The following is a 22,423-nucleotide window of genomic DNA, read 5'->3' as shown; positions in this document are numbered from 1 at the left end:
AGGGTGATCAGGGCCTGTCGGGGGCGGATGTCAGGGCGTGCGCGGGGTCGCGGGGACCGATGGCTGGGAGTAGCTGGCGGAAGCGGAGGGTGCCGCCGCACTGCCCTGTTCGAGGCCGGTGGAGGCGGGTGGCGGGACCCTGTCCCGGTTGCCCGAGGACGCGCCCCGGTAGACCGCCGTGAAAGCCAGCGCGACCATGCCGATGCCCATCAGGATGGCGAGCATCCAGGCGACGGGGCGGTGCCAGCGGACCTGCTTGCCGTAGGTCCCCGGAGCGCCGTAGCGGCCGTTGAGGGTGTCGGGGTCGTCCAGGTCGTCGAAGTCCGGATCATGGCCGAAACCGCCGCGATCGTCGGGGCCGTAGCCGTCCTCGTACCGTTCGCCTCTGCGGTGGGCCCGGCGGGCCTCGGCCTCGGAGGCCTCGGCTCTGGCCTGGGCAGCGGCCAGGAGGCGTTCGACGGCGGTCGGCTCGTGCACCACGGCCGACCGTACGAAGGCCTCGTCGAAGACCACGGAGGCGAACTCTTCGTCCGACACCCCGCGGTCGTGGTCGTCGTCGGGCTCCCAGCCGTCAGGGAACGGCGTGCCCCCCACGTCCTCCGGCACGGATCCAGAGTAGACCGGAGGGATCAATTTGGGCAGACGGTATGGAAATTCATCCGCCCTGTGAGACGACTCGCTCCGCGGGTGGTGCCGTGACGGGTGGTCGGTCGTCTGCGGGCCCGTCGTGGCTGGTCGCGCAGTTCCCCGCGCCCCTTTGGGGCGCTGCCACTACCGGGGCTGTATCAGCGGCGTACGTGGCCATCTCCCGTGACGATGTACTTCGTGCTGGTCAGTTCTGGCAGGCCCATCGGGCCGCGGGCGTGGAGCTTCTGGGTGGAGATGCCGATCTCCGCGCCGAAGCCGAACTGGCCGCCGTCGGTGAAGCGGGTGGAGGCGTTCACCGCGACCGTGGTGGAGTCGACCAGCTGGGTGAAGCGGCGGGCGGCCTGCTGCGAGGTCGTGACGATCGCCTCGGTGTGGCCGGAGGTCCACAGCCGGATGTGCTCGACGGCCTTGTCGAGCGAGTCGACGACCGCCGCGGCGATGTCGTACGACAGGTACTCGGTCTCCCAGTCCTCCGGCGTGGCCTCGACGACCGTCGCCTTGGAGTCCTTCGCGTACGCCAGTACCCGCTCGTCGGCGTGCACGGTGACCCCGGCCTCCGCGAGGGCGTCCAGGGCGCGCGGCAGGAACTGAGGCGCGATGTCCTGGTGGACCAGGAGCGTCTCGGCGGCGTTGCAGACGCTGACGCGCTGTGCCTTGGAGTTGATCAGGATGTCGATGGCCATGTCGAGGTCGGCGTGGGCGTCGACGTAGACGTGGCAGTTGCCGGTGCCGGTCTCGATGACCGGGACGACGGACTCCTGGACGACGGTCTGGATCAGCGAGGCGCCGCCGCGCGGGATCAGTACGTCGACCAGGCCGCGCGCCCGCATCAGCTCGCGTACGCTCTCGCGGCTCTCGCCGGGCACGAGCTGGACGGCGTCGGCGGGCAGCCCGGCGCCGCCCACGGCGTCGCGCAGCACCCGCACCAGCGCGGTGTTCGATTCGTAGGCGGAGGCGGAGCCCCGCAGCAGCACGGCGTTCCCGGACTTCAGGCAGAGGGCGGCGGCGTCCACGGTGACGTTCGGGCGGGCCTCGTAGATGATCCCGACGACGCCCAGCGGGACGCGGACCTGGCGCAGGTCGATGCCGTTCGGGAGGGTCGAGCCGCGGACGACCTCGCCGACCGGGTCGGGCAGGGCCACGACGTCCCGCACGTCGGAGGCGATCGCCCGGATCCGCTCCGGCGTCAGCGTCAGCCGGTCGACGATGGCCTCGCTGGTGCCGGCCTCGCGGGCCTTGGCGATGTCCTTGGCGTTGGCCTCGACGACGTCGCTCGTACGGACCTCCAGCGCGTCCGCGATGGCGAGCAGCGCGTCGTCCTTCTCGGCCCGCGGCAGCGGCGCGAGGTCGGCTGCGGCGGCCTTGGCGCGGTAGGCGGCCCGGGTGACCGGGGACATCGAGTCGTACGGCGAAAGCGTGGTCATAAGGGAAGCGTAGTGCGCGGAACGGGTCGGTCCGGCCGCCATCCCAAACCCCGAGACAAGCTGCCCGGACTCGGCAAAACGACCGCTCGACCGCTCAATACGGGTGGACGCCGACCGGCGACGCAGGCGGCGGTCCGTAGCCCTCCGCGATCCGCTGGTGGTAGGTCTCGCGGTCGATGACCTCCAGGCCGACGATCTCCCAGGGCGGCAGTCCCGCGGACTGGCGGTGTTCGCCCCACAGGCGCAGGGCGACGGCGGCGGCGTCGTGCAGGTCGCGGGCCTCTTCCCAGTAGCGGATCTCGGCGTGGTCGACCGCATAGCGGCTGGTCAGCAGAAAGGGGTGGTCGTGGGCGAGCTGCTCGAGGCAGCGCCGTACCTCCTTCAGCGGGGTCTCGGCGCCGGAGACGCTCAAGGTGACGTGCCACAGACGGGGCGCGTCCTTCGGCTCCTCGTACCGGTCGCCGGCCGCGACGCTGGTCAGGGTGCGCTCCTCGCCGCCCGCGCGGGAGGGAACACCGTCGCGGGACGCGGCCGCCCCAGGGCGCACTCGTCTCACGACGGCCTCCTTACGATGGTCGTGCGGAATGGTCCCCAAGGGATCGGCCCCTGAGGGATCGGTCCCTAAGACAAAGTTGAGCAGGCCGCAAGCCGCCGCGGGGCTGTTTTGCGCAACGGTCACCTTTTACGGGCGCAGGATCACGTTCTACGGGTGCAGGATCACGAGGTCGTCCCGGTGGACGACTTCACGTTCGTACGCCGGGCCCAGTTCACGGGCGAGTTCCCGGGTCGAGCGGCCGAGCAGCTGGGGGATCTCCTTGGCGTCGAAGCTGACGAGCCCGCGGGCCACCGCACGCCCCTCGGTGTCGCGCAGTTCGACGGGGTCGCCCGCGCTGAACTCACCCTCGACGGCGGCGATCCCGGCCGGCAGCAGCGACGTGCGGCGCTCGACGACCGCCCGTACCGCCCCGTCGTCCAGGGTCAGCGAGCCCTGCGGGGTGGACGCGTGCTGCAGCCACAGCAGCCGGTCGGCGGACCGCTTGCCGGTGGGGTGGAAGTAGGTGCCGGTGTCACCGCCGGACAGCGCCTCGGTGGCATGGATGGCGCTGGTCAGCACGACGGAGATGCCGGCCGCGGCGGCGATACGGGCGGCCTCGACCTTGGTGACCATGCCGCCGGTGCCGACTCCGGCCTTGCCCGCGCTGCCGATCTCCACGTGGGCGAGGTCCGACGGGTCACGCACCTCCGCTATCCGCGCGGTGCCCGGCTTGCTCGGGTCGCCGTCGTACACGCCGTCGATGTCGGAGAGCAGCACCAGCAGGTCGGCCCGTACGAGGTGGGCGACGAGGGCGGCGAGGCGGTCGTTGTCGCCGAAGCGGATCTCGTCCGTGGCGACGGTGTCGTTCTCGTTGACGACCGGGAGGGCGCCCATCGCGAGGAGCTTGTCGAGGGTGCGCTGCGCGTTGCGGTGATGGGCGCGGCGGCTCATGTCGTCGCTGGTCAGCAGCACCTGGCCGACGCGGACGCCGTAGCGGGCGAAGGAGGCGGTGTAGCGGGCGACGAGCAGGCCCTGGCCGACGCTGGCGGCGGCCTGCTGCCGGGCCAGGTCCTTGGGGCGGCGGCGCAGCCCCAGCGGGGCGAGTCCGGCCGCGATGGCGCCGGAGGAGACGAGGACGATCTCCTTCTCTCCCCCGCTGCGACTCTTGGCGAGGACGTCCACGAGTGCGTCGACGCGGTCGGCGTCCAGGCCGCCGGACGCGGTGGTCAGCGACGAGGATCCCACCTTGACGACGATCCTGCGGGCCTCGCTCACGGCCTGCCTTGCCCCTGCCACTTCGCTTCCGTCCCCTCGCACTCGGCTGTCCGCAATCTACGCGAAGGGGGCCAGGAACCGCGCATCGATATCAGTCCCTGGACGTGCGTCCGGTAACCGTGTCCTCACAGGTCGCGCACGGTAAAAAGGTTGTACCGGTTGCTTCTAGTAATCAAACGCCATGCAAATTTAACGTGAACGCCGTGCCACCTAAAGATCGCCAGGGCGCCCGTGTGCAGCGCATTCTGCTCCGTTCCGGGAAGAGCCCGTACGACGTCGTCCCCATCGAGGAAGCCCTTCACCGGGACGTGTTCGCCACCAACTCCGGCAACCTGATCTTCAGCGACGCCGCGCACAAGATCCTCGAGACTCCGGATACCGAGGTCGTCTCCAACGGCATCCGTACGGACGTCTCCGCGGCAGCCCGGATCAACGAGGAGTACGACGCCTTCGTCGTGCCGCTGGCCAACGCCTTCCGGCCGTCGTTCGAGCAGCAGCTGAAGCGGCTGACGCGGCTCATCGGCCGGCTGCGGATCCCGGTCGTCGTGCTGGGCGTCGGCGCGCAGACCGGGCTGACCTACGACCCGGCACGGCTGAAGCCCATCGAGCCGACCGTGCGTGAGTTCGTCTCGGCGGTGCTGGACCGCAGCGCCTCGATCGGTGTGCGGGGCGAGTTCACGGAGACGTACCTCAAGGACATGGGGTTCAGGGACGTCGAGGTGATCGGCTGCCCGTCGCTGTTCCTCTACGGCAAGGAACTCGCCGTGTCCAAGCGGCAGCCGGAGCTGTCCGCCGCTTCCCGGATCGCCGTCAACGGCTCACACAGCGCCGTACGGTCGCAGGGCCTGGACCGGATCATCCGCCACGCCCACGAGCGCTACCCGCACCTCCGGTTCATCGGCCAGAACCTCAGCGACGCACGGCAGTTGCACTGGCGGGACCTGTCCGACCCCAACGGCCGGATCACCGCGATGCCGACGCACCCGGACCATCCGATGTACCGGGAGGACAAGGCCCGCGTCTACGTCGATCCGATCACGTGGATCGACGATCTGCGCCCGTTCGACTTCTCTTTCGGCTCCCGTATCCACGGCAACATCGCGGCGCTGCTGGCCGGTACGCCCGCGACCGTGCTGTGCGGTGACTCGCGCACGCTGGAGCTGTGCCGCTACTTCGGCATCCCGCACCGCAGGATCGACCAGCTGCCCGAGGACCCCGGAGCGACCGACCCCGCGCGGCTTTACGAGGAGGCCGACTTCGCCGAGCTGACGGGCGGCCACCAGGAGCGCTTCGAGCGGTTCACGGGGTTTCTGGACCGCAACGGGCTGCGGAACACGTTCACGCATGGTGACGGCGGTGCGGCCTTCGACGCACGCATGCGCTCCCTGGCCTTCCCGGCGGGCATCCGCCCCTGGAACGACGCGGACATCGCCTCGCTCACGTCCCGGTTCGGGTGGCTGCACAGCCGTATCGCCGAACTGGCGGTGGACAACGCGAAGTTGAAGCGGGAACTGAAGCGCGCGGCCACGCCGGCCGCGCCTGCGCCCTCGACCTCGGTCTATCGCAAGGCCCGGCGGGTCGTGGGACGACCGATCCGCCGGGCGCTGCAGTCGGGTCGCTAAGCGCTTCGCTGGAGGGCGGTGCTCTGAGCTCCGCAGGCAGTCCGTTGCGCGTCCGCGGGTCCGTCGTGGCTGGTCGCGCAGTTCCCCGCGCCCCTTCGGGGCGCTGCGGGCAGCGCCCTGCGTACCCGGCGGATCACCTTGCGCGCGAACCCGTCTGCGCCGCCCTCGCGGTAGCCGGGGGCGGCGCGGGCCTCGCGGGGCTCGGCGAGGTAGACGGAGTCGGGTATGGCGGCCGTGCGGTCGCGGAAGAGGGGGTAGGCGAGGTAGACGCGGCGGCCCTTCTTCTCCAGCAGGGGGGCGGCCTGCTTCTTCGTGCGGAGGAACTCCAGGACCTCTACGAGGAGTTCGGACCGCTGCCCGGCCACCAGGTGCAGCCGCAGCCGCTCCTCTACCTTGAGGCGGCGGGCCACCTCTTCGGTCCAGTAGGCCTCCATCAGCGGCTTGGCCAGCTCCATCTTGTGGCGCCGTACCTCCTCGCTGTCCTTGAGGTACTGGGGGCCGAACTGCGGCAGCAGCGTGACCGTGAAGGGCCGGACCATGAGCATGTCGCGGCGCGGGCCGGCCGGGACGAGGTCGGTGATCAGGCGCATCAGGGCGCGGGCGGAGTCGAAGCGCAGGGTGTAACCGCCGCTCTTCGTCACATGCTTGCCGTCGTCGCGGCCGACCAGGTAGTAGCAGACGTGGTCCGCGACCACCGAGACGCCGTCGGCCCGCAGATACGCCTCCATCGTGAACAGCGCGTCCTCGCCGGTCCACAGGGACTCGTCGAACCGCATGCCGTGCCGGTCCAGCAGCGCGCGGCGGAACAGCTTCTGGGCGCTGAGCGTGAACTTGATGTTGGAGGAGTAGACGTCGGTGCGCTCCAGCGTCTTGCCCCACATCGACCTGGGCGCCTTGCGGTTGATGCCCTCGACCTTGCCGAGGACGACGTCCGTGCCGTTGCGGTCGGCCATCGCGACCATCCGCTCCAGGGCCTCGGCGCCCAGCCGGTCGTCGGCGTCGAGGAAGAAGACGTACCGCCCGGCCGCCTTGCCCAGGCCGACATTGCGCGGGCCGCTGGGGCCGCCCGAGTTCGCCTGCCGGATCACCGTCACGTGCATCGGCGCGCGGGCCGCGAACTCCTCCAGGTACTCCCCCGTGCCGTCCGTCGAGCCGTCGTCGACCGCGATGACCTCGATGCGCTCCGGGTCGATGGTCTGTGCCTCGACGGATGCCAGGCACTCGACCAGATACGGCATCGCTTCGTACGCCCCGATGATCACGGTCACATCAGGCTGCGCCACGGTCACATTTTCCCCCTCGCTAACGGGACATTCCCCCCGTATCTCTTTATTGCAACCTTGTAGACGGGCGAGTGGGTGAAGCGGTTGCTTCCAGGCCATGAATTAGTGACCTACGTCATACGAATTCCAGATGACGAAAAGGCCCCCGAGGAATTCGCTCCTCGGGGGCCCTGTCGGGCTTGTGGCGGTCGGTCAGCCCGTCAGCTCCGCCTCCGTCGCCGCGGTCCGTGCCTCCTGGCCGAGGTTGCGGGTCTGGGCCTTCAACGCCAGGTTCGCCACGGCGGTGTTGAACTGCTCGATGGACTTCGGCTCGTCCGGGCCGAGCAGATACCGCTTCAGCTCCTTGCGGTCCGCGGCCAGCGGATCGGCGGCCCGGTCACGGACGGCGGCCAGCAGCCCGCCCAGCTCGGCGGCGCTGTTGCTGAGAATGACGGCGGCCCGCACGGCGGTGTTCTGCCGCTTGAACTCCTCCTCGCCCAGCTCGGCGGAGTCGGTGACCGCGTACGGCTTGCCGCTGGCGATGAAGTCCGAGACCACGCTGGAGATGTCGGAGACCATCGCGTCGGAGACGTTGAAGCAGTCGTACAGGCGCGGTTCGGCGCCCTCGATGACACGGTGCTCATGGGCGGGGAAGGAGCGCCAGTAGGCGTCGTTCCACTCGGCGCGCAGCCGGGCGAGCTCCTCGTGCTGCGCCACGTCGACCACGCCGTCCCGGGTGGCCTCGGCCTCGTCGCGCTTCTCGGCGCCGGTGCCGGACAGCTCCGCGATACGGGCCTCGATACGGGCCAGCTCGGCCTTGGCGGCGTCCTGCGCGGCCTCGTCGACCGGGCCCCGGGCCTCGGCGGCGGCCTTCTCGACCAACGCGGTGATGCGCTGATGGGCGGTCTTGGCGGCGGCGCTGCGGGTGCCGGTGAAGGGGTGCGGCTTGTACAGGACGCGGACCGGCGGGTCGGCGGTGATGAGGGTGCGGACGATGTTCTCGCCGGCGAGCAGCAGGGAGGTGTTGCCGGGGTTGTCGTCCCAGCCCTCCCAGGTGGGAGCGTAGAGAACGGTCGGGATACGGCCGCCCTCCGGCACGCCCTGCCACGTCTCGATCGGCGCCAGCTGCGGGCGGCCGACCTCCACGATGTCCTCGTCGCGGACGCCGACGTCGGCGATGGCGTAACGGTCGCGGCCCGCCCGCCCGGCGGTCCACACCTCGTCGTACACCTTGCTGAACGGGTTGACGCTGGCCAGCTTGTCGCTGTCGCCGTGGCCGATGAAGACGTGCTTCATGGTCGGGACGCGCAGCATGTGGATGTTCTTGCCGACGTTCGCCGCGTACAGCGTGACGCGCACCGTGGAGAGGTCCATGTTCATCAGGTGCACCCCTCCGGGCACGCAGATGACGGGGACCGTGGTGGGCGCCATCCGTTCCAGGACGGCGCGCTCACGCAGGATGATCAGCGGCCTGGAGTCCAGCTGCTCCATGGTCTCCAGCCACATGTTGACCTGGTACGCGGAGTCCTTGGACCCGGAGAAGTACAGCGCCGTCTGAGGCCGGTACTCGCCCAGCCAGCCGTCCACGGCGGCCAGCACCTTCTCCGCGTTCGGCGGGATCTTCGAGCCGCGGACGTACGGCACCAGCGCTAGGACGTACAGGCAGCCCAGGAACAGCGTCACGCCGATGCCGATGAAGCCCGCCGCGGCCGACTTCATGCCCGCGGAGACGATCACGCCGGTGACGGCCGCGAGGTCGAGGTGGAGCATCCTCTCCGCGGAGCGGTGCAGCAGCGGGCGCGGCGGGGCGTCCGGGATGCGGATGCGGGAGGCCAGGTCGACATTGCGGGTGGCGACCGGCATCCGGCGGCGGTTGCGGATGAGGGTGACCAGCGCGCCGTGCGGGGCCTGGAGGCCGTAGAAGGCGATGAAGCCGGCTATCGCGCCGTAGAAGATCAGGTCGTCCGCGAGGGAGAGGCGGGCCAGCAGCAGGACCAGCAGGAGCTGCCGGATCAGGAAGCGGATCGACAGACCCGCGCGCACCTTGCTCAGGCGGTTGATCAGATAGCTGCCCTTGTGGTGCAGATAGTGGTCCGCCAGATACGTCACGGCGGCCGCGGCCGCGAAGGTGGGAACGCTCGGGACGAGCGCGGCCAGCATGAGCGCCGGGTAGCCCAGCATCATGAGGGCCGCTGCGGCCAGCTCGGCCGTGCTGCCCACCCGGGCGACGCGAATAGCGGTGGAAATCACGGAGAAACCTGCTCCTGGAGGGGGAATGCCGGTTTTGTTCTGTACGGCTTCAGGCCTCTGTGAACACCCCGTAAATGGGTATCCACAAAGGCCTGAATTGAAGATCTATTTGGCGGTAATTATTACACGCCGTCCTGGCGGTCGAGGACCGAGGCCAGCGCCGCGTCGAAGCCGGAGGCCTTCGCCGCACCCGCCGTCGGGTCCTGCTGACGGACGTCGATGACATGGCCGGTCAGCTCGGACAGCAGCACGTCGAGCGAGGTGCGGGCGACGGCCTCGGAGGACAGCAGGCTGCCCGCGGGCTCCTGGCCGAAGGCCTTGGTGCGCATCGGGGTGGCGGTGCGCTCCGGGTTGATGCAGTTGACGCGGATGCCGTCGCCGGCCCACTCGTCGGACAGGGCCTGGGTGAGGTTCACCATGGCGGCCTTGGTGGAGGAGTAGAGGCTGTACTCGGCACGGCCGCGGGTGTAGCTGCTGGAGGTGTAGAGCAGCAGCTGGCCCTTGGTCTCCGCGAGGTACTTGTACGAGGAGCGCGCGATCTGCACCGGGGCCAGGTAGTTGACCTTCAGCGCTTCCTCGATGGTGGCGTTGTCGGTCTCGGCGAGCTTGCCGATGCGCAGCACGCCCGCCGTGTTGACGACGTAGTCGATGCGCCCGGTCTCGGCGTACGCCTTGGACAGCGCGTCGTCGACCTCCTCCGGGTTCTCCACGTGCGTGCCGGTGGTGGAGCGGCCCAGCGCGTAGACGTGGGCGCCGTACGCCTGCGCGAGTTCGCAGATGTCCTTGCCGATGCCGTACGAGCCGCCGAAGACGACGACCGTCTTGCCGCCGAGCAGCTCACGGTAGGCCTCCTCGCCGAACTGCTCGGGCGTGGCGGTGGAGGCCAGCTGGAACAGCTTGTCGGCGATGAACACGTCGACGGGCTGGGTGACCTTCATGTTGTACTCGTCGCCCGCGACGACGTGGATCGGCACGTCCGGCAGATAGCGGAGTACGACGGTGCAGTCGTCCGTGGCCTGGAAGTTGGGGTCGCCGGCCGCGACCTCGTAGGCCCGCTTGATCGTGGACAGCTTGAACGCCTGGGGCGTCTGGCCGCGGCGCAGCCGGGAGCGGTCCGGGATCTCGGTGATGAACTCGCCGTCCTCGCCGTGCGTGCGGGTCACGATGATGGTGTCGGCGGACGGGATGGCGACGTCGACGGCCTGGTAACGCTCCAGCGCGGTCACGCAGTCGTCGATCACGCGCTGCGACAGCAGGGGGCGTACGGCGTCGTGGAACAGGACGTTGCGGTCCTCGCCCTCGGCCAGGCCCTCGCTGAGCGCCTCGATGGCGCGCTCGGTGGTCTCGTTCCGCGTCGAGCCGCCTTCGATGATCCTTGAGACCTTCTGGAACCCGGCCTTGGCGACGATCTTCTCTACGTCCGGCACATAGCCCGGCGCCATCAGCACAATGATGTCGTCGATCGAGTCGGCCTTCTCGAAAGTGGTCAGGGTGTGCTCGATGACTGCCTTGCCGGCGATCTTCAGCAGCTGCTTGGGGATCGAGAGACCCACACGCTGGCCGGTGCCACCGGCCAGGATCACTGCGGTGGTACGGGGCTTGGCAATGTGCTGTGACACAGGTGACCTACCTCGGGGCGACTGGGGACCTGGAAATGGTCCCACTTGTGGTCACCGCAGTGCAAGGTGAGCGCCCTCCACTGCATATGTGCGCGCAACCTGGTATTCACCTTGCACGCCTGGTCATGAGCGAGAACGTTCCATGACCGGGCGTGCAATTGCTGTGAGTAACTCCACAGGTGATCGGCGTCGCGGAGCGTGACGAATTAAGAAGAGCCTGGAACTCAGATGAGTCCCAGGCTCTCCCCCAAAACGTTTACACCACGTGCACGCCCGGCTTGCCGGACTCCACCCACAGCTTGGCCAGCGTGCTCGCGGCCGCCGTCGGCTGTCGCACCGTGTCCACGACCCGCACCCGCGCGTCGATCCCGTCGCGGCGGAGGTCGAAGAGGTGGTAGCCGCGGTGGGCGTCGAGCAGCTTCCAGTGCGGGTTGTCCGGCATCCGCGGGTCCCACTCCTTGCGGAAGGCCGCCTGGTCCTGGTCGCCGTTGCTGGAGATGGACGTGCCCACGAACTCGGCGCCGACGACGTCGGAGCCCGGGTCCGCGTAGTCCTTCTTCAGGTCGCTGATCATCGTCAGATGGCGGTCACCGGTGAGCACCACCGGGTTGCGGACCTCGGCGAACTCCGCCATCAGTGCGTTGCGTTCGACCTGGTAGCCGTCCCAGGCGTCGTAGAACCACTGCTTGCCCTCGCCGATCAGCAGATCCGTCTCGGCGACCATGATCTGCGAGGCGACCAGGTTCCAGCGGGCGGGCGAGCCGTGCAGCCCGTCCAGCAGCCACTGCTTCTGCTCGGCGCCGAGCATGGTGAGCGACGGGCTCTTGGCGGCTTCCTGGCTGGTCACCTGGTCGCTGCGGTACTGCCGGGTGTCCAGCACATTGAGCCGGGCGAGACGGCCGAACTCCAGGCGGCGGTACATCTGGATGTGCGGTCCGCTGGGGATCGCGCTCGCCCGGACCGGCATGTGCTCGTAGAACGCCTGGTAGCCCGCGGTCAGCCGGGCCACGAACGCGTCGTGGGTCTGCTTGTCCGGGTCCTGCGGGATCTCGCCGGCGAAGTCGTTGTCGATCTCGTGGTCGTCGAAGGAGACCACGAAGGGCGCGTTGGCGTGCATCGCCGCGAGATCGGGGTCGGTGCGGTACTGCGCGTACCGGTTGCGGTACTGGGTGAGGCTGTACGGCTCACCGGTCCCCTCGTGCTTGCGCAGCGCGGTCGCCGACGGCGTCGACTCGTAGATGTAGTCGCCGACGAACACCACGACGTCCGGGTCCTGCGCGAGCATGTCGGCGTACGGCGTGAAGTAGCCGTGCTGCCAGTTCTGGCAGGAGGCGAGCGCGACGCGCAGTTGTCCGCCGGAGCTGAGGCGCGAGGGCGCGGTGCGGGTGCGGCCGACCGGCGAGAGCTGGCCCGAGGTGCGGAAGCGGTACCAGTACGTACGGCCCGGGCGCAGTCCCCGTACATCGACGTGAACGCTGTGCCCGTACTCGGGCCGCGCCTGGGCGAGCCCCCGGCGCACTCCCTTGCGGAACCGCTCGTCCTCGGCGATCTGCCACTCCACCGGCACGGTGCGCGCGGGCATGCCGCCGCCGTTCAGCGGGTCGGGGGCGAGCCGGGTCCACAGCACGATGCCGTCGGGCAGCGGGTCACCGGAGGCGACACCGAGGCTGAACACCCCGTCGGGAAGCGGGTTTTCGGCTGCTCGGGCGGCCGCAGGCAGCCACAGCTGGGCGGAGGCGGCGGCGCCCAGGACGGCGGCTCCCGCGGTCAGAAAGCGGCGTCGGTCGGGGGATACGGCTGGGGTCATGCGCGAACTCCCTTGCCTCGCTGGCCTCTTGGACACTGCAAGGCTCACAATTCCGGGCAGTCCACCCGTTGAACACAGGGGTTCGCGTGCATGACAAATAGGAAGACAAGAGGAGACCCGTTGCGGCATGGATGGTGAAACGACCGATGCGATCGCGCCGTAACGCCCTGATGGCCCGTCAGGCGGTAGGACCAGCGCCCCGAAGGGGCGCGGGGCTGTATCGATTTGCGGCTCCGCCGCGTGGGCGCGACCAGCCCCCACACACCCGCAGACAAAGGACGGCCCCCGCGAAGCGCTATCGCGCGAACTCGCCGCCGAGGTTCGCGTCCGCCGGCTCAGCGCCCAGCGTCCCCGCGCCGAAGCTGAGGGAGCCGGTCGTGGTCGGGCCGGTCGCGTTGGAGCGGAACGCCCAGACCGCGCCGTCGCCCTGGTTCTCGCTCGCGACACCGGCGTACAGGTCGGCCCTGCCGTCGCGGTCGGTGTCGACCAGCGCGGTGTGGGCGCCGAAGTAGTCGTTCTGCTCCGCCGTACCGGGCACGTTCGCGGTGTTCTGGCTGAAGGACTTCGCGCCGCTCCCGGTGAGCCCGGCCGCGCTGCCGCGCAACACGTTCACCTGGCCGGCCGCGATCACGTTGCCGAGATCCTCGCCCGCCGAGCCCGCGGCGACATCCGCGTAGCCGTCACCGTCGACGTCGGCCACCGCGATGTCCGAGCCGAACAGGTCGCTGTACTCGGCGGCGCCGGGCACGCCCGGGGTGTCCTGCGTGATGGTCGTCGTACGGGAGGTGTCGGGCCCGGCGGCCGAGCCGTACACGACGCCGATCTGACCGCCGATCAGCTGCGGGTCGACGTCCGGGACCTCGCCCCACCCGTCCTTGGTCCGGCCGATGACGACATCGCCGTACCCGTCCTTGTCCACATCGCCGACGCCCACGCTCTCGCCGCCGCGCATCACGGTCCCGTCGGGGTTCTTCAGGGTGGCCGGGGCGGACAGGCCGTCCGGGGTGCCGCGCAGGTGGACGGCGCGGCGGTTGAAGGCGTCCGGGTCGTGCGTGTCGCTGTCGCTGGGGTCGTGGAGGAGCGCGACGAGGTCCGTGACGCCGTCGTGGTCCACGTCGCCGGCCGCTATGTCGTCCGTGACGTAGGAGGCGTCGAGCTGGAGGGCGGTGGTGCCGGCCGCACCGGTCGTACGGCTGAAGGGCCCGGCCAGAACGCGGTCGGGCGTGGCGAGGTCGAGGTGGCCGTCGCCGTCGAAGTCGCCCACGGCGGTCCGGACGTCGAGGTCGTCGGTCTGTTCGCCGCTCGCGATCCCGGTCCCGCCGGACAGCCCCTCCGATCCGCCCCACAGCACCGCGAGCGTGCCCGGGTCGCGGATCTCCCCGACATCCTCGCCGGAGGAGCCGACCACGAGGTCCGCGTAGCCGTCGCCGTCGAGGTCGCCGGTGGCGAGGCTGTCGCCGTAGGAGTCGTCGGCCTCGGCGACACCAGGTACACCGGGGCTGTTCTGGGTGACGACCTGCCGGTGCGCGAGGTCGAGTCCCTCGGCCGAGCCGTACACCACGGCGACGTACCCGGCACGCGCCTTCCCGTCGACCTTGGCGCTGGGCGCGGCGACGGCGAGGTCCTGATATCCGTCCCCGTCGAAGTCGCTGCGCAGCTTCACCGCGGTGGGCCGCGCCTCGGCCGCCGTCGCGGTCACCGGCGCGATGACGGCACCGGCGACGGCGATGGCGGCGGCAAGTCCGATACGACGGAGTGACGTGCGCTTACTCATATGGCTCCTGGAGTCGGGAGGTAGAGCTGTCACTTTCTACGACCCACCCACGAGCGACGGGGTTGCCTCACGGCAGCCCCAACTTTCCCCGCCGTTAACCCAGTTCACCGCCCGGCGGCGCTCACAGGGCCCCTTCGGCTGCGCCTAGAACGGATTGAAGTCGTCGAACTCCTGCTCCGACTCGTCCCGCTCCGCCTGCCGGTCCCGGCGCCGCTGCGCCGCGGGCCTCGGCTCCTCCAGGCGATGGTCCTCGCCCCGTCGGCCCAGCATCTCCGCACCGGCCATCACCGTCGGCTCCCAGTCGAAGACGACCGCGTTCTCCTCGGGTCCGATGGCGACGCCGTCTCCGGTCCGGGCGCCCGCCTTCATCAACTGGTCTTCCACACCGAGGCGGTTGAGCCGGTCGGCGAGGTAGCCCACTGCCTCGTCGTTGTTGAAGTCGGTCTGGCGCACCCAGCGTTCGGGCTTCTCGCCCCGGACCCGGAACAGCCCGTCTTCCTCACGTGTGACGGTGAAGCCCGCGTCGTCCACGGCCTTGGGCCGGATGACGATCCGCGTCGCCTCCTCCTTCGGCTTGGCGGCCCGTGCCTGCCCCACCAACTCCGCGAGCGCGAACGACAGTTCCTTCAGCCCGATGTGTGCCACCGCGGACACCTCGAAGACCCGGTAACCACGGGCCTCCAGATCCGGCCGCACCATCTCGGCGAGGTCCTTGCCGTCCGGTACGTCGACCTTGTTCAGGACGACCATCCGGGGCCGGTTGTCCAGCCCGCCGTACTCCCGCAGCTCGGCCTCGATGACATCGAGGTCGGACACCGGATCGCGCTCGGACTCCAGGGTGGCGGTGTCGAGGACGTGCACGAGCACGCTGCACCGCTCCACGTGGCGCAGGAACTCCAGGCCGAGCCCCTTGCCCTGGCTGGCACCGGGAATGAGTCCCGGCACGTCGGCGATCGTGTAGACGGTGGACCCGGCGGTCACGACACCCAGGTTCGGGACGAGGGTCGTGAACGGGTAGTCCGCGATCTTCGGCTTGGCGGCGCTCAGCACGGAGATGAGGGACGACTTGCCGGCGCTCGGGTACCCGACCAGCGCCACGTCGGCGACCGTCTTCAGCTCCAGGACGATGTCCTGCAGATCCCCCGGCTCACCGAGCAGCGCGAAGCCGGGCGCCTTGCGGCGGGCGGAGGCGAGAGCGGCGTTGCCGAGCCCGCCCCGGCCGCCCTGCGCGGCGATGTACGACGTGCCGTGCCCGACCAGGTCGGCGAGCACATTGCCCGCCTTGTCGAGGACGACGGTGCCGTCCGGCACGGGAAGGACCAGGTCCTGCCCGTCCTTGCCGGAGCGGTTGCCGCCTTCGCCGGGCTTGCCGTTGGTGGCCTTGCGGTGCGGGGAGTGGTGGTAGTCGAGCAGCGTGGTGACGGACTGGTCGACGGTGAGGATGACGTCGCCACCGCGCCCGCCGTTACCGCCGTCGGGCCCGCCGAGCGGCTTGAACTTCTCACGGTGGACGGAGGCACAGCCGTGGCCTCCGTTACCCGCGGCGACATGCAGTTCGACGCGGTCCACGAAGGTGGTCATGGGGGGTGCCTCCAGTTACGTACGCGAATGTCTTCTGATCAACACGCGAAAGGCGGACCCGCTTCCCGTGAGGGAAGTGAGGTCCGCCTCGCGAAAGCTTCCGATCAGGCGACCGGAACGATGTTCACGACCTTGCGGCCACGGGCGGTGCCGAACTCCACAGCACCGGCCTGCAGCGCGAACAGCGTGTCGTCGCCGCCACGGCCGACGCCCGCACCGGGGTGGAAGTGGGTACCGCGCTGGCGGACCAGGATCTCGCCCGCGTTGACGACCTGACCGCCGAAGCGCTTCACGCCGAGGCGCTGAGCGTTGGAGTCACGACCGTTACGGGTGGACGATGCGCCCTTCTTGTGTGCCATCTCTCCTCAGTCCCTTACTTCGCAGCCGCGGGGATCTCAGTGACCTTGATCGCCGTGTACTGCTGGCGGTGGCCCTGACGACGGCGGTAGCCGGTCTTGTTCTTGTAGCGAAGGATGTCGATCTTGACGCCCTTGTGGTGGTCCACGACCTCGGCCTGGACCTTGATGCCGGCCAGCACCCACGGGTCGCTGGTGACGGCCTCGCCGTCGACAACGAGCAGGGTCGAGAGCTCGACCGTGTCGCCAACCTTGGCAGTGGAAATCTTGTCAACCTCAACGATGTCGCCGACAGCAACCTTGTGCTGGCGACCACCGCTGCGCACGATGGCGTACACGCGGATCTCACTCTCTCGCTCGGGAACGGCACCCCCGCAGTCCAGCCGCCCGGCAGAGCGAGCAGCCTCTCCCGGCCGGTACTGGCCCGAGAGGAAGAGGTTTACGGGGATGTGGCTTGTCACCTGTGGACACGCCGACGGTCAAGGCTACGGGGCCGAGGCCGAACGGGTCAAACCGGGCCCCGGCGCCCGAGGCTCGCCCGGTGGGCCACGCACTGCTCGTAGGAGGGCAGCAGGCCCTGTTCCCGGGCCTCGGCCAGGGTGGGCGCCTGCTCGTCCTTGGCGGAGAGCAGCGGCGCGAGATCGGCCGGCCAGTCGATGCCGAGGGCCGGGTCGAGCGGGTGAATGCCGTGCTCGCGTTCGGGGGCGTAGCCCTCGGAGCAGAGGTAGACCACGGTGGCGTCGTCGGTGAGTGCCATGAAGCCGTGGCCGAGGCCCTCGGAGAGGTAGACGGCGTGGTGGTCCCGGTCGTCGAGGCGGACTATCTCCCACTGGCCGAAGGTGGGCGAGCCGGTCCGGATGTCCACGATCACGTCGAGGACCGTGCCGCGCACGCACTTGACGTACTTGGCCTGGCCGGGCGGCACATCGGCGAAGTGGATGCCGCGCAGGGTGCCCCGGGCGGAGACGGACATGTTGGCCTGGGCCAGCGTGAGCGGGTGGCCGGCTGCCTCGGTGAAGAGGGGTGCCTTGAACCACTCGTGGAAGCTGCCCCGGCCGTCGGGGAAGACCTTCGGCTCGTGCACCCACGCGCCGTCGATCGAAAGAGGTCGCATTACGGGGTCCTCAGCTCTTCTTCTGCTGGTTCGACAGGGCACGCCTGAGCCGCCCCGCAGCCCGGCGCCACAGCGGACGCGGCGGTGCGGGCTTCTTCTTCGGCGCGGGCTTCGGCGCGGGCTTGGCCGGCGGGGTGTGCCGGTCGATCACCTGGGCGTTGCCATCGGCGTCCACCACCACGTCGACCGGAAGCCGGGTCCATTTCGCCTGCCCCCGGGCGGCGGACGGCACACCGATCCGCACCGCCCAGCGCATCCCGGTGAGCTTCTCCAGCGGCAGCGGGGCGCTCACCGTTCGGCCGTCCAGCACGGCGTCGGCGGGGTACTTGCCCACGTTCTTGCGCTCGAAGCGGAGCCGCACCGGGTCTCCCGCATCCGCCGCGAGGTGCAGCGGCAGCCGGAGCCGCACGGTGGAGCCGTCGACCACGGCCACAGCCGGGTCCATCAGCGCCACGGCCTCGCGCTCCAGCTTGTCGGTGTGCTGGTCGACGTCGAGGGAGAGGTTGCCGGGTCCGTCGGTCCAGTACGGGAGGACCAGCCGCCGCGGCTCACCGGTGAGCGCGGCAAGCCGCCCGGCCTCCACGTCCTCGCCGCGTACGGCGCCGAGCCGGGTCTCCTTGCTCCAGCCGCAGGTCTTGATGCGCAGATGCAGGTCCCAGATGCCCCGGGTCAGGGGCGTACCGCCGGCCGCGGTCTCCGGGTCGAGCACGGCACGCGCGGTGATCCGCTGGCGGAAGGAGCCGTCCCCGGCGTCCGCGCGGTGCCGCTCGCTGTCCAGCGGGAGGTAGAACTGGGTGGCCTCCTCGCGGTGCCGGACCACCAGGTCGACGTCACTGGCGTCCACCGGGGCGTCCAGGGTGATGCCCTGTCCGGTCAGGGCCTCGATCGCCTTGTCGGAGAGCGGCAGGCCGAGCAGGTCGCGCTCGCCGTCCCGACGGAAGGTCATCGGCGTGCCGTCGACCTCGTACTCGGCACTGAAGCCGATGTTCAGGGTGCCGTTCTCCCAGGCCAGGGAGTCCAGGGTGCCGGTGGGCCTGATACCGGCCTCCCAGCGGGCCAGTTCCCGGATGTCCTGGTAGAGGTCGGCGGCGATCAGCCCGGCCACCACCCGCTGCGTCGGAGCGATGTGGGCGAAGACGCCCGGTCCGAAGCGTTCGACGACCACGCCGCGGATCTCGCGGTAGAGCTCCTCGGCGTAGTCCTCAGGGAGCTTCAGGAGCCGGTTGCCGCGCAGCCGCTCGACCATCTCGTTGCGCAGCCAGCGGCTGAACATCCGGTCGCGCAGCGGGCCTGGCTCGGTGAGCTCCTCGACCACGTCGAGGGCCTCGCGGAGGTTGTTGAAGTAGCCGACCGGGTCGAAGCGCTGGAAGCCCGCGTTGGAGCCGTCGTCGCGGGTGATGTGGTAGTAGCACAGGTAGTCGCCGAGGACGGCGACGCTCTTCGCCCGCAGGTACGCCTCGACGACGAAGACGTGGTCCTCGAGTCGGCGGCGGCCCTCCTTGAAGCGCATGTCGTGTTCCGCGAGGAACTCCCGGCGGAACATCTTGTGCGGGGTGAGGCTGTCCATCAGCGGCGCGTTCGCCACCGTGGCGCGCGGCCGGTTGATCCGGAACAGCTCCTGCGGGACCGGGCGGCCGATGCCCGCCATCTTGCCGATGACCACGTCGGCGTCGTTCGCCTTGCCGTACTCGTACATCCGCTCCAGGGCTTCGTCGCCGAGCCAGTCGTCGTGGTCGACGAACATCACGTACTCGCCCCGGGCGGCGTCGATGCCGGTGTTGCGGGGGCGGCCGGACCAGCCGGAGGCGTCCTGGTGGATGACGTGGAAGTGGGAGTGCTCGGCCGCCAGCCGGTCCAGGCGGGCCGGGGTCTCGTCGGTGGACCCGTCGTCGACGAAGAAGACCTCGAACTCGTCCGGGGTGAGGCTCTGCCGCAGCAGGCCCGTGATGCAGTCCTCCACGTACTTGCCGGGGTTGTAGACCGCGATGACGACGCTGACCTTGACCGTCACGCCGGATTCTCCTTCGTCTGGGCCCGGTGGATCTCCGGGAATGCCTCGGCGAGCGCCGCACGCCAGTCTCGCGGCGGCTCGATGCCGGCCGCGCGGAAGCGGTCGTGGCCGAGGACGCTGTACGCCGGGCGGGGCGCCGGGCGTACGAATGCCTCGCTGGTGGTGGGACGGACCCGGTCCGGGTCGGTGCCGAGCAGCCGGAAGATCTCCCGGGTGAAGCCGTACCAGGTGGTCTCGCCGGAGCTGGTGCCGTGGTAGACGCCGGCGGGGGCGGTGCCGGCCAGGGCGCCGCACCCGAGGGCGAGCAGCAGGCCGGCCAGGTCGGCGCTCCATGTGGGCTGGCCGCGCTGGTCGTTCACCACGTCCAGGGTTTCGCGCTCGCCCGCCAGGCGGATCATGGTGCGGACGAAGTTGGGGCCGCCCGTGCCGTACAGCCAGGCGGTGCGGACCACATAGCCGTGCTCCGGGAGGGTCTTCAGGACGGCCTGCTCACCGGCGAGCTTGGTGCGGCCGTAGGCGCTGCGCGGGGCGGTGGGCGCGTCCTCGGCGTACGGCTCCTCGGCGTCCCCCGCGAAGACGTAGTCGGTGGAGACGTGGAGCAGGACGGTGCCGGTGCTTGCGCAGGCGGCGGCGAGGTGGGCCGGGCCGTCGCCGTTGATCGCGAGCGCTTCGGCCTCGCGGGTCTCGGCGTCGTCCACGGCGGTCCAGGCCGCGCAGTTGACGACCACGGCGGGGCGGTGCAGCTCCAGCGCCTGCTGTACGGCGGCCCGGTCGGTGAGGTCCAGCGCCGCGCGGTCCAGGGCGACGACCTGCTCGCCCGCCTCGGCCAGCCGGCCCAGGACGTCCTGGGCCAGCATCCCGCCCGCACCCGTGACCAGCCAGGGGCGATCGTCGGTCACAGCGCGGCCCGCTCCTTCAGCGGCTCCCACCAGGCACGGTTGTCGCGGTACCACTGGACGGTCTCCGCGAGTCCCTGCTCGAAGCTCTTGCGCGGCTGGTAGCCGAGTTCCTCGCGGATCTTCGTGCAGTCGACGGAGTAGCGGCGGTCGTGGCCCTTGCGGTCCTCGACGTACTCGACGCTGGTCTCCCAGTCGGCGCCGCACGCCTTCAGCAGCAGCTCGGTGAGCTCCTTGTTGGACAGCTCGGTGCCGCCACCGATGTTGTAGACCTCGCCCGCGCGGCCCTTGGTGCGGACCAGCTCGATGCCCTGGACGTGGTCGTCGATCTGCAGCCAGTCGCGGACGTTGCCGCCGTCGCCGTACAGCGGGACCTTCTTGCCGTCGAGGAGGTTCGTGACGAAGAGCGGGATGACCTTCTCGGGGAAGTGGTGGTGCCCGTAGTTGTTGGAGCAGCGGGTGACGCGGACGTCCAGGCCGTGGGTGCGGTGGTACGACAGCGCGATCAGGTCGCTGGACGCCTTCGCCGAGGAGTAGGGCGAGTTGGGCTCCAGCGGGTGGGTCTCGGGCCAGGAGCCCTCGTCGATCGAGCCGTAGACCTCGTCGGTGGAGATGTGCACGAAGGTCTTGATCCCGGCCCGGTGGGCCGCGTCGATGAGCGTGTGCGTGCCGACCACATTCGTCCGGACGAACTCGGCGCCGCCGTCGATGGAGCGGTCGACGTGCGACTCGGCGGCGAAGTGCACCACCTGGTCGTGCTCGGCCATCAGCTTGCCGACCAGCTCGGGGTCGCAGATGTCGCCCTGCACGAAGGCGAACCCGGGGTGCTCGCGCACCTCGTCGAGGTTGGCCGGGTTGCCCGCGTACGTCAGCTTGTCCAGGACGGTGATCGCGACATCACCGGGGCCCTCGGGGCCGAGCACGGTACGGACGTAGTGCGAACCGATGAACCCGGCACCGCCGGTCACCAGAATGCGGGTTGTCATGAGGAGATCTGCACCTTGCTGTGATCACCGAGCACGAGTCGGTGGGCCGAGGGGTTACGGGGAGCGGGCGTGACCTCGACGTCGCGCCCGATGAGCGAGGCCTCCACCCGGCGCACGCCGATCACGGACGAGCCGCGCAGCACGATGGAGTACTCGATTTCGCTGTCCTTGATCCGGCAGTCCTCGGAGACCGAGGTGAAGGGGCCGATGTACGCGTCTTCGACCACCGAGCCGGCACCGATGATCGCGGGGCCGACGATCCGGCTGCCTTCGACGCGGGCGCCGGCCTCGATGCGTACCCGGCCGATGATCTCGCTGTCCGCGTCCACCACACCCTCGTTCAGCGGCGCCACGGTCTCCAGGACGGACCGGTTGACCTCCAGCATGTCCGTGACGTTGCCGGTGTCCTTCCAGTAGCCGGAGATCGTGGTGGAGCGGACGTCACGCTTCTCGTCGATCAGCCACTGGATGGCGTGCGTGATCTCCAGCTCGCCACGCCAGGACGGCTCGATGGAGCGGACGGCCTCGTGGATGGCCGGGGTGAACAGATAGACACCGACGAGCGCCAGATCGCTCTTGGGCTGCTTCGGTTTCTCCTCCAGGCCCACCACCCGGCCCTCGCCGTCGAGTTCGGCGACACCGAACGAGGTGGGGTTGGGAACCTTGGTCAGCAAGATCTGCGCGTCGGGCCGCTCGGCCCGGAACTCCTCCACCAGACCGGTGATGCCACCGACGATGAAGTTGTCGCCGAGGTACATCACGAAGTCGTCGTCACCGAGGAACTCCCGGGCGATCAGCACGGCGTGGGCAAGCCCCAGCGGTGCCTCCTGCGGGATGTAGGTGACCTTGATCCCGAGCCGGGAGCCGTCTCCCACCGCCTCGCGGATCTCGTCCGCGGTGTCACCGACGACGATGCCGACCTCGCTGATCCCGGCGTCCGCGATCGCTTCCAGGCCGTAGAAGAGCACGGGTTTGTTGGCGACCGGCACGAGCTGCTTGGCCGAAGTGTGGGTGATCGGGCGGAGGCGCGTGCCCGCTCCCCCGGAGAGCACGAGTGCCTTCACGTATTGAGCCCCAACTAAGTTGATTTGTCGCAATTCTCGGATCACATCGTAACCGAGCGGCGCAAACGTCGATTCTCCGGTCGTTCACCCATTCGACACTTGTATGACGGCTCGAACCCCGGAGTGGTTGTGCAAGCAATGGAAAAAACTGATCCGCCCCCGGTCGGACCGGGGGCGGATCAGGTACTTCGTCCGAAGA

At 69.8% G+C, this 22,423-nt stretch carries 18 protein-coding genes; 1 reads left to right on the top strand and 17 read right to left on the bottom strand.

Translation table 11 applies throughout. The features are described from left to right. Window positions 1–30: 30 nt before the first annotated feature. The 4 genes from OG828_RS32625 to proB all read right to left on the bottom strand — a co-directional run bounded on the left by OG828_RS32625 (window position 31) and on the right by proB (window position 3,882). The gene (locus OG828_RS32625; RefSeq protein ID WP_443062454.1) at window positions 31–606 is read right to left on the bottom strand and encodes an SCO2584 family spore wall biosynthesis protein; all 576 of its coding nucleotides are present in this window, start codon (window positions 604–606) and stop codon (window positions 31–33) included. A 179-nt stretch (window positions 607–785) separates the two neighbouring features. Then, entirely contained in the window at window positions 786–2,072 is a 1,287-nt protein-coding gene (locus tag OG828_RS32620; RefSeq protein ID WP_328503169.1) for a glutamate-5-semialdehyde dehydrogenase, read from the bottom strand. Between the two features lie 94 nt (window positions 2,073–2,166). Beyond that, window positions 2,167–2,619 carry a hypothetical protein gene (locus tag OG828_RS32615; RefSeq protein WP_328372368.1) on the bottom strand — a complete coding sequence of 151 codons (453 nt, stop codon included), beginning with the start codon at window positions 2,617–2,619 and terminating at the stop codon, window positions 2,167–2,169. A 156-nt stretch (window positions 2,620–2,775) separates the two neighbouring features. Next, entirely contained in the window at window positions 2,776–3,882 is a 1,107-nt protein-coding gene (gene proB / locus OG828_RS32610; protein ID WP_328503168.1) for a glutamate 5-kinase, read from the bottom strand. A 203-nt stretch (window positions 3,883–4,085) separates the two neighbouring features. Here proB and OG828_RS32605 point away from each other — a divergent pair, with 203 nt between their 5' ends. Continuing rightward, the gene (locus OG828_RS32605; protein WP_443062453.1) at window positions 4,086–5,504 is read left to right on the top strand and encodes a polysaccharide pyruvyl transferase family protein; all 1,419 of its coding nucleotides are present in this window, start codon (window positions 4,086–4,088) and stop codon (window positions 5,502–5,504) included. On the opposite strand, the gene OG828_RS32600 is transcribed toward OG828_RS32605, so the two are convergent. The 13 genes from OG828_RS32600 to OG828_RS32540 form a co-directional block, all read right to left on the bottom strand. Next, on the bottom strand, window positions 5,501–6,793 hold the full coding sequence (locus OG828_RS32600) for a glycosyltransferase family 2 protein (RefSeq protein ID WP_328503167.1): 1,293 nt from the start codon (window positions 6,791–6,793) through the stop codon (window positions 5,501–5,503). The two genes, OG828_RS32605 and OG828_RS32600, sit on opposite strands and share 4 nt — an antisense overlap. 186 nt (window positions 6,794–6,979) lie before the next feature. Then, window positions 6,980–9,016 (bottom strand): hypothetical protein, encoded by a 2,037-nt coding sequence (locus tag OG828_RS32595; RefSeq protein WP_328503166.1) that lies wholly within the window; start codon window positions 9,014–9,016, stop codon window positions 6,980–6,982. Between the two features lie 122 nt (window positions 9,017–9,138). Beyond that, the gene (locus OG828_RS32590) at window positions 9,139–10,635 is read right to left on the bottom strand and encodes a bifunctional cytidylyltransferase/SDR family oxidoreductase (protein ID WP_328364541.1); all 1,497 of its coding nucleotides are present in this window, start codon (window positions 10,633–10,635) and stop codon (window positions 9,139–9,141) included. 256 nt (window positions 10,636–10,891) lie between these two features. Beyond that, window positions 10,892–12,442 (bottom strand): alkaline phosphatase D family protein, encoded by a 1,551-nt coding sequence (locus OG828_RS32585; protein WP_328503165.1) that lies wholly within the window; start codon window positions 12,440–12,442, stop codon window positions 10,892–10,894. 295 nt (window positions 12,443–12,737) lie between these two features. Next, a complete protein-coding gene (locus tag OG828_RS32580; protein WP_328503164.1) occupies window positions 12,738–14,216 on the bottom strand; it encodes an FG-GAP-like repeat-containing protein in 1,479 nt (492 codons plus the stop codon). 144 nt (window positions 14,217–14,360) lie between these two features. Continuing rightward, window positions 14,361–15,797 (bottom strand): GTPase ObgE, encoded by a 1,437-nt coding sequence (gene obgE / locus OG828_RS32575; RefSeq protein WP_328364535.1) that lies wholly within the window; start codon window positions 15,795–15,797, stop codon window positions 14,361–14,363. 104 nt (window positions 15,798–15,901) lie between these two features. Then, window positions 15,902–16,156 (bottom strand): 50S ribosomal protein L27, encoded by a 255-nt coding sequence (rpmA, locus tag OG828_RS32570; protein WP_328364533.1) that lies wholly within the window; start codon window positions 16,154–16,156, stop codon window positions 15,902–15,904. 14 nt (window positions 16,157–16,170) lie between these two features. After that, the gene (rplU, locus tag OG828_RS32565; protein WP_030601628.1) at window positions 16,171–16,491 is read right to left on the bottom strand and encodes a 50S ribosomal protein L21; all 321 of its coding nucleotides are present in this window, start codon (window positions 16,489–16,491) and stop codon (window positions 16,171–16,173) included. A gap of 170 nt (window positions 16,492–16,661) precedes the next feature. After that, window positions 16,662–17,267, bottom strand: a complete 606-nt coding sequence (gene rfbC / locus OG828_RS32560) for a dTDP-4-dehydrorhamnose 3,5-epimerase (protein WP_328503163.1) — start codon at window positions 17,265–17,267, stop codon at window positions 16,662–16,664. A gap of 10 nt (window positions 17,268–17,277) precedes the next feature. Further along, window positions 17,278–19,278: a glycosyltransferase family 2 protein gene (locus tag OG828_RS32555; RefSeq protein WP_328503162.1), complete on the bottom strand. Its 2,001-nt coding sequence runs from the start codon at window positions 19,276–19,278 to the stop codon at window positions 17,278–17,280. Then, complete coding sequence (gene rfbD, locus OG828_RS32550; protein WP_328503161.1) at window positions 19,275–20,177, bottom strand: dTDP-4-dehydrorhamnose reductase; 903 nt, start codon at window positions 20,175–20,177, stop codon at window positions 19,275–19,277. The genes OG828_RS32555 and rfbD overlap by 4 nt, the downstream gene beginning before the upstream one ends. Then, complete coding sequence (rfbB, locus tag OG828_RS32545; protein ID WP_328503160.1) at window positions 20,174–21,160, bottom strand: dTDP-glucose 4,6-dehydratase; 987 nt, start codon at window positions 21,158–21,160, stop codon at window positions 20,174–20,176. Before rfbB ends, rfbD begins: the two co-directional genes overlap by 4 nt. Beyond that, complete coding sequence (locus OG828_RS32540; protein ID WP_328503159.1) at window positions 21,157–22,224, bottom strand: glucose-1-phosphate thymidylyltransferase; 1,068 nt, start codon at window positions 22,222–22,224, stop codon at window positions 21,157–21,159. The genes rfbB and OG828_RS32540 overlap by 4 nt, the downstream gene beginning before the upstream one ends. Window positions 22,225–22,423: the final 199 nt, after the last annotated feature.

Origin of the sequence: Streptomyces sp. NBC_00457 (assembly GCF_036014015.1) — a bacterium.
In the GTDB taxonomy this organism is placed as follows: Bacteria; Actinomycetota; Actinomycetes; order Streptomycetales; family Streptomycetaceae; genus Streptomyces.
The sequence above is the reverse complement of the archived record's forward strand: the minus strand, read 5'-3'. Positions and strand labels throughout refer to the sequence as shown.

What these genes read in the sequence shown, in the direction of transcription:
- OG828_RS32620 (WP_328503169.1), bottom strand. Translation starts at nt 2,072, where the DNA reads ATGACCACGCTTTCGCCGTACGACTCGATGTCCCCGGTCACCCGGGCC.
- OG828_RS32585 (WP_328503165.1), bottom strand. Translation starts at nt 12,442, where the DNA reads ATGACCCCAGCCGTATCCCCCGACCGACGCCGCTTTCTGACCGCGGGA.
- OG828_RS32580 (WP_328503164.1), bottom strand. Translation starts at nt 14,216, where the DNA reads ATGAGTAAGCGCACGTCACTCCGTCGTATCGGACTTGCCGCCGCCATC.
- obgE (WP_328364535.1), bottom strand. Translation starts at nt 15,797, where the DNA reads ATGACCACCTTCGTGGACCGCGTCGAACTGCATGTCGCCGCGGGTAAC.
- rpmA (WP_328364533.1), bottom strand. Translation starts at nt 16,156, where the DNA reads ATGGCACACAAGAAGGGCGCATCGTCCACCCGTAACGGTCGTGACTCC.
- rfbC (WP_328503163.1), bottom strand. Translation starts at nt 17,267, where the DNA reads ATGCGACCTCTTTCGATCGACGGCGCGTGGGTGCACGAGCCGAAGGTC.
- rfbB (WP_328503160.1), bottom strand. Translation starts at nt 21,160, where the DNA reads ATGACAACCCGCATTCTGGTGACCGGCGGTGCCGGGTTCATCGGTTCG.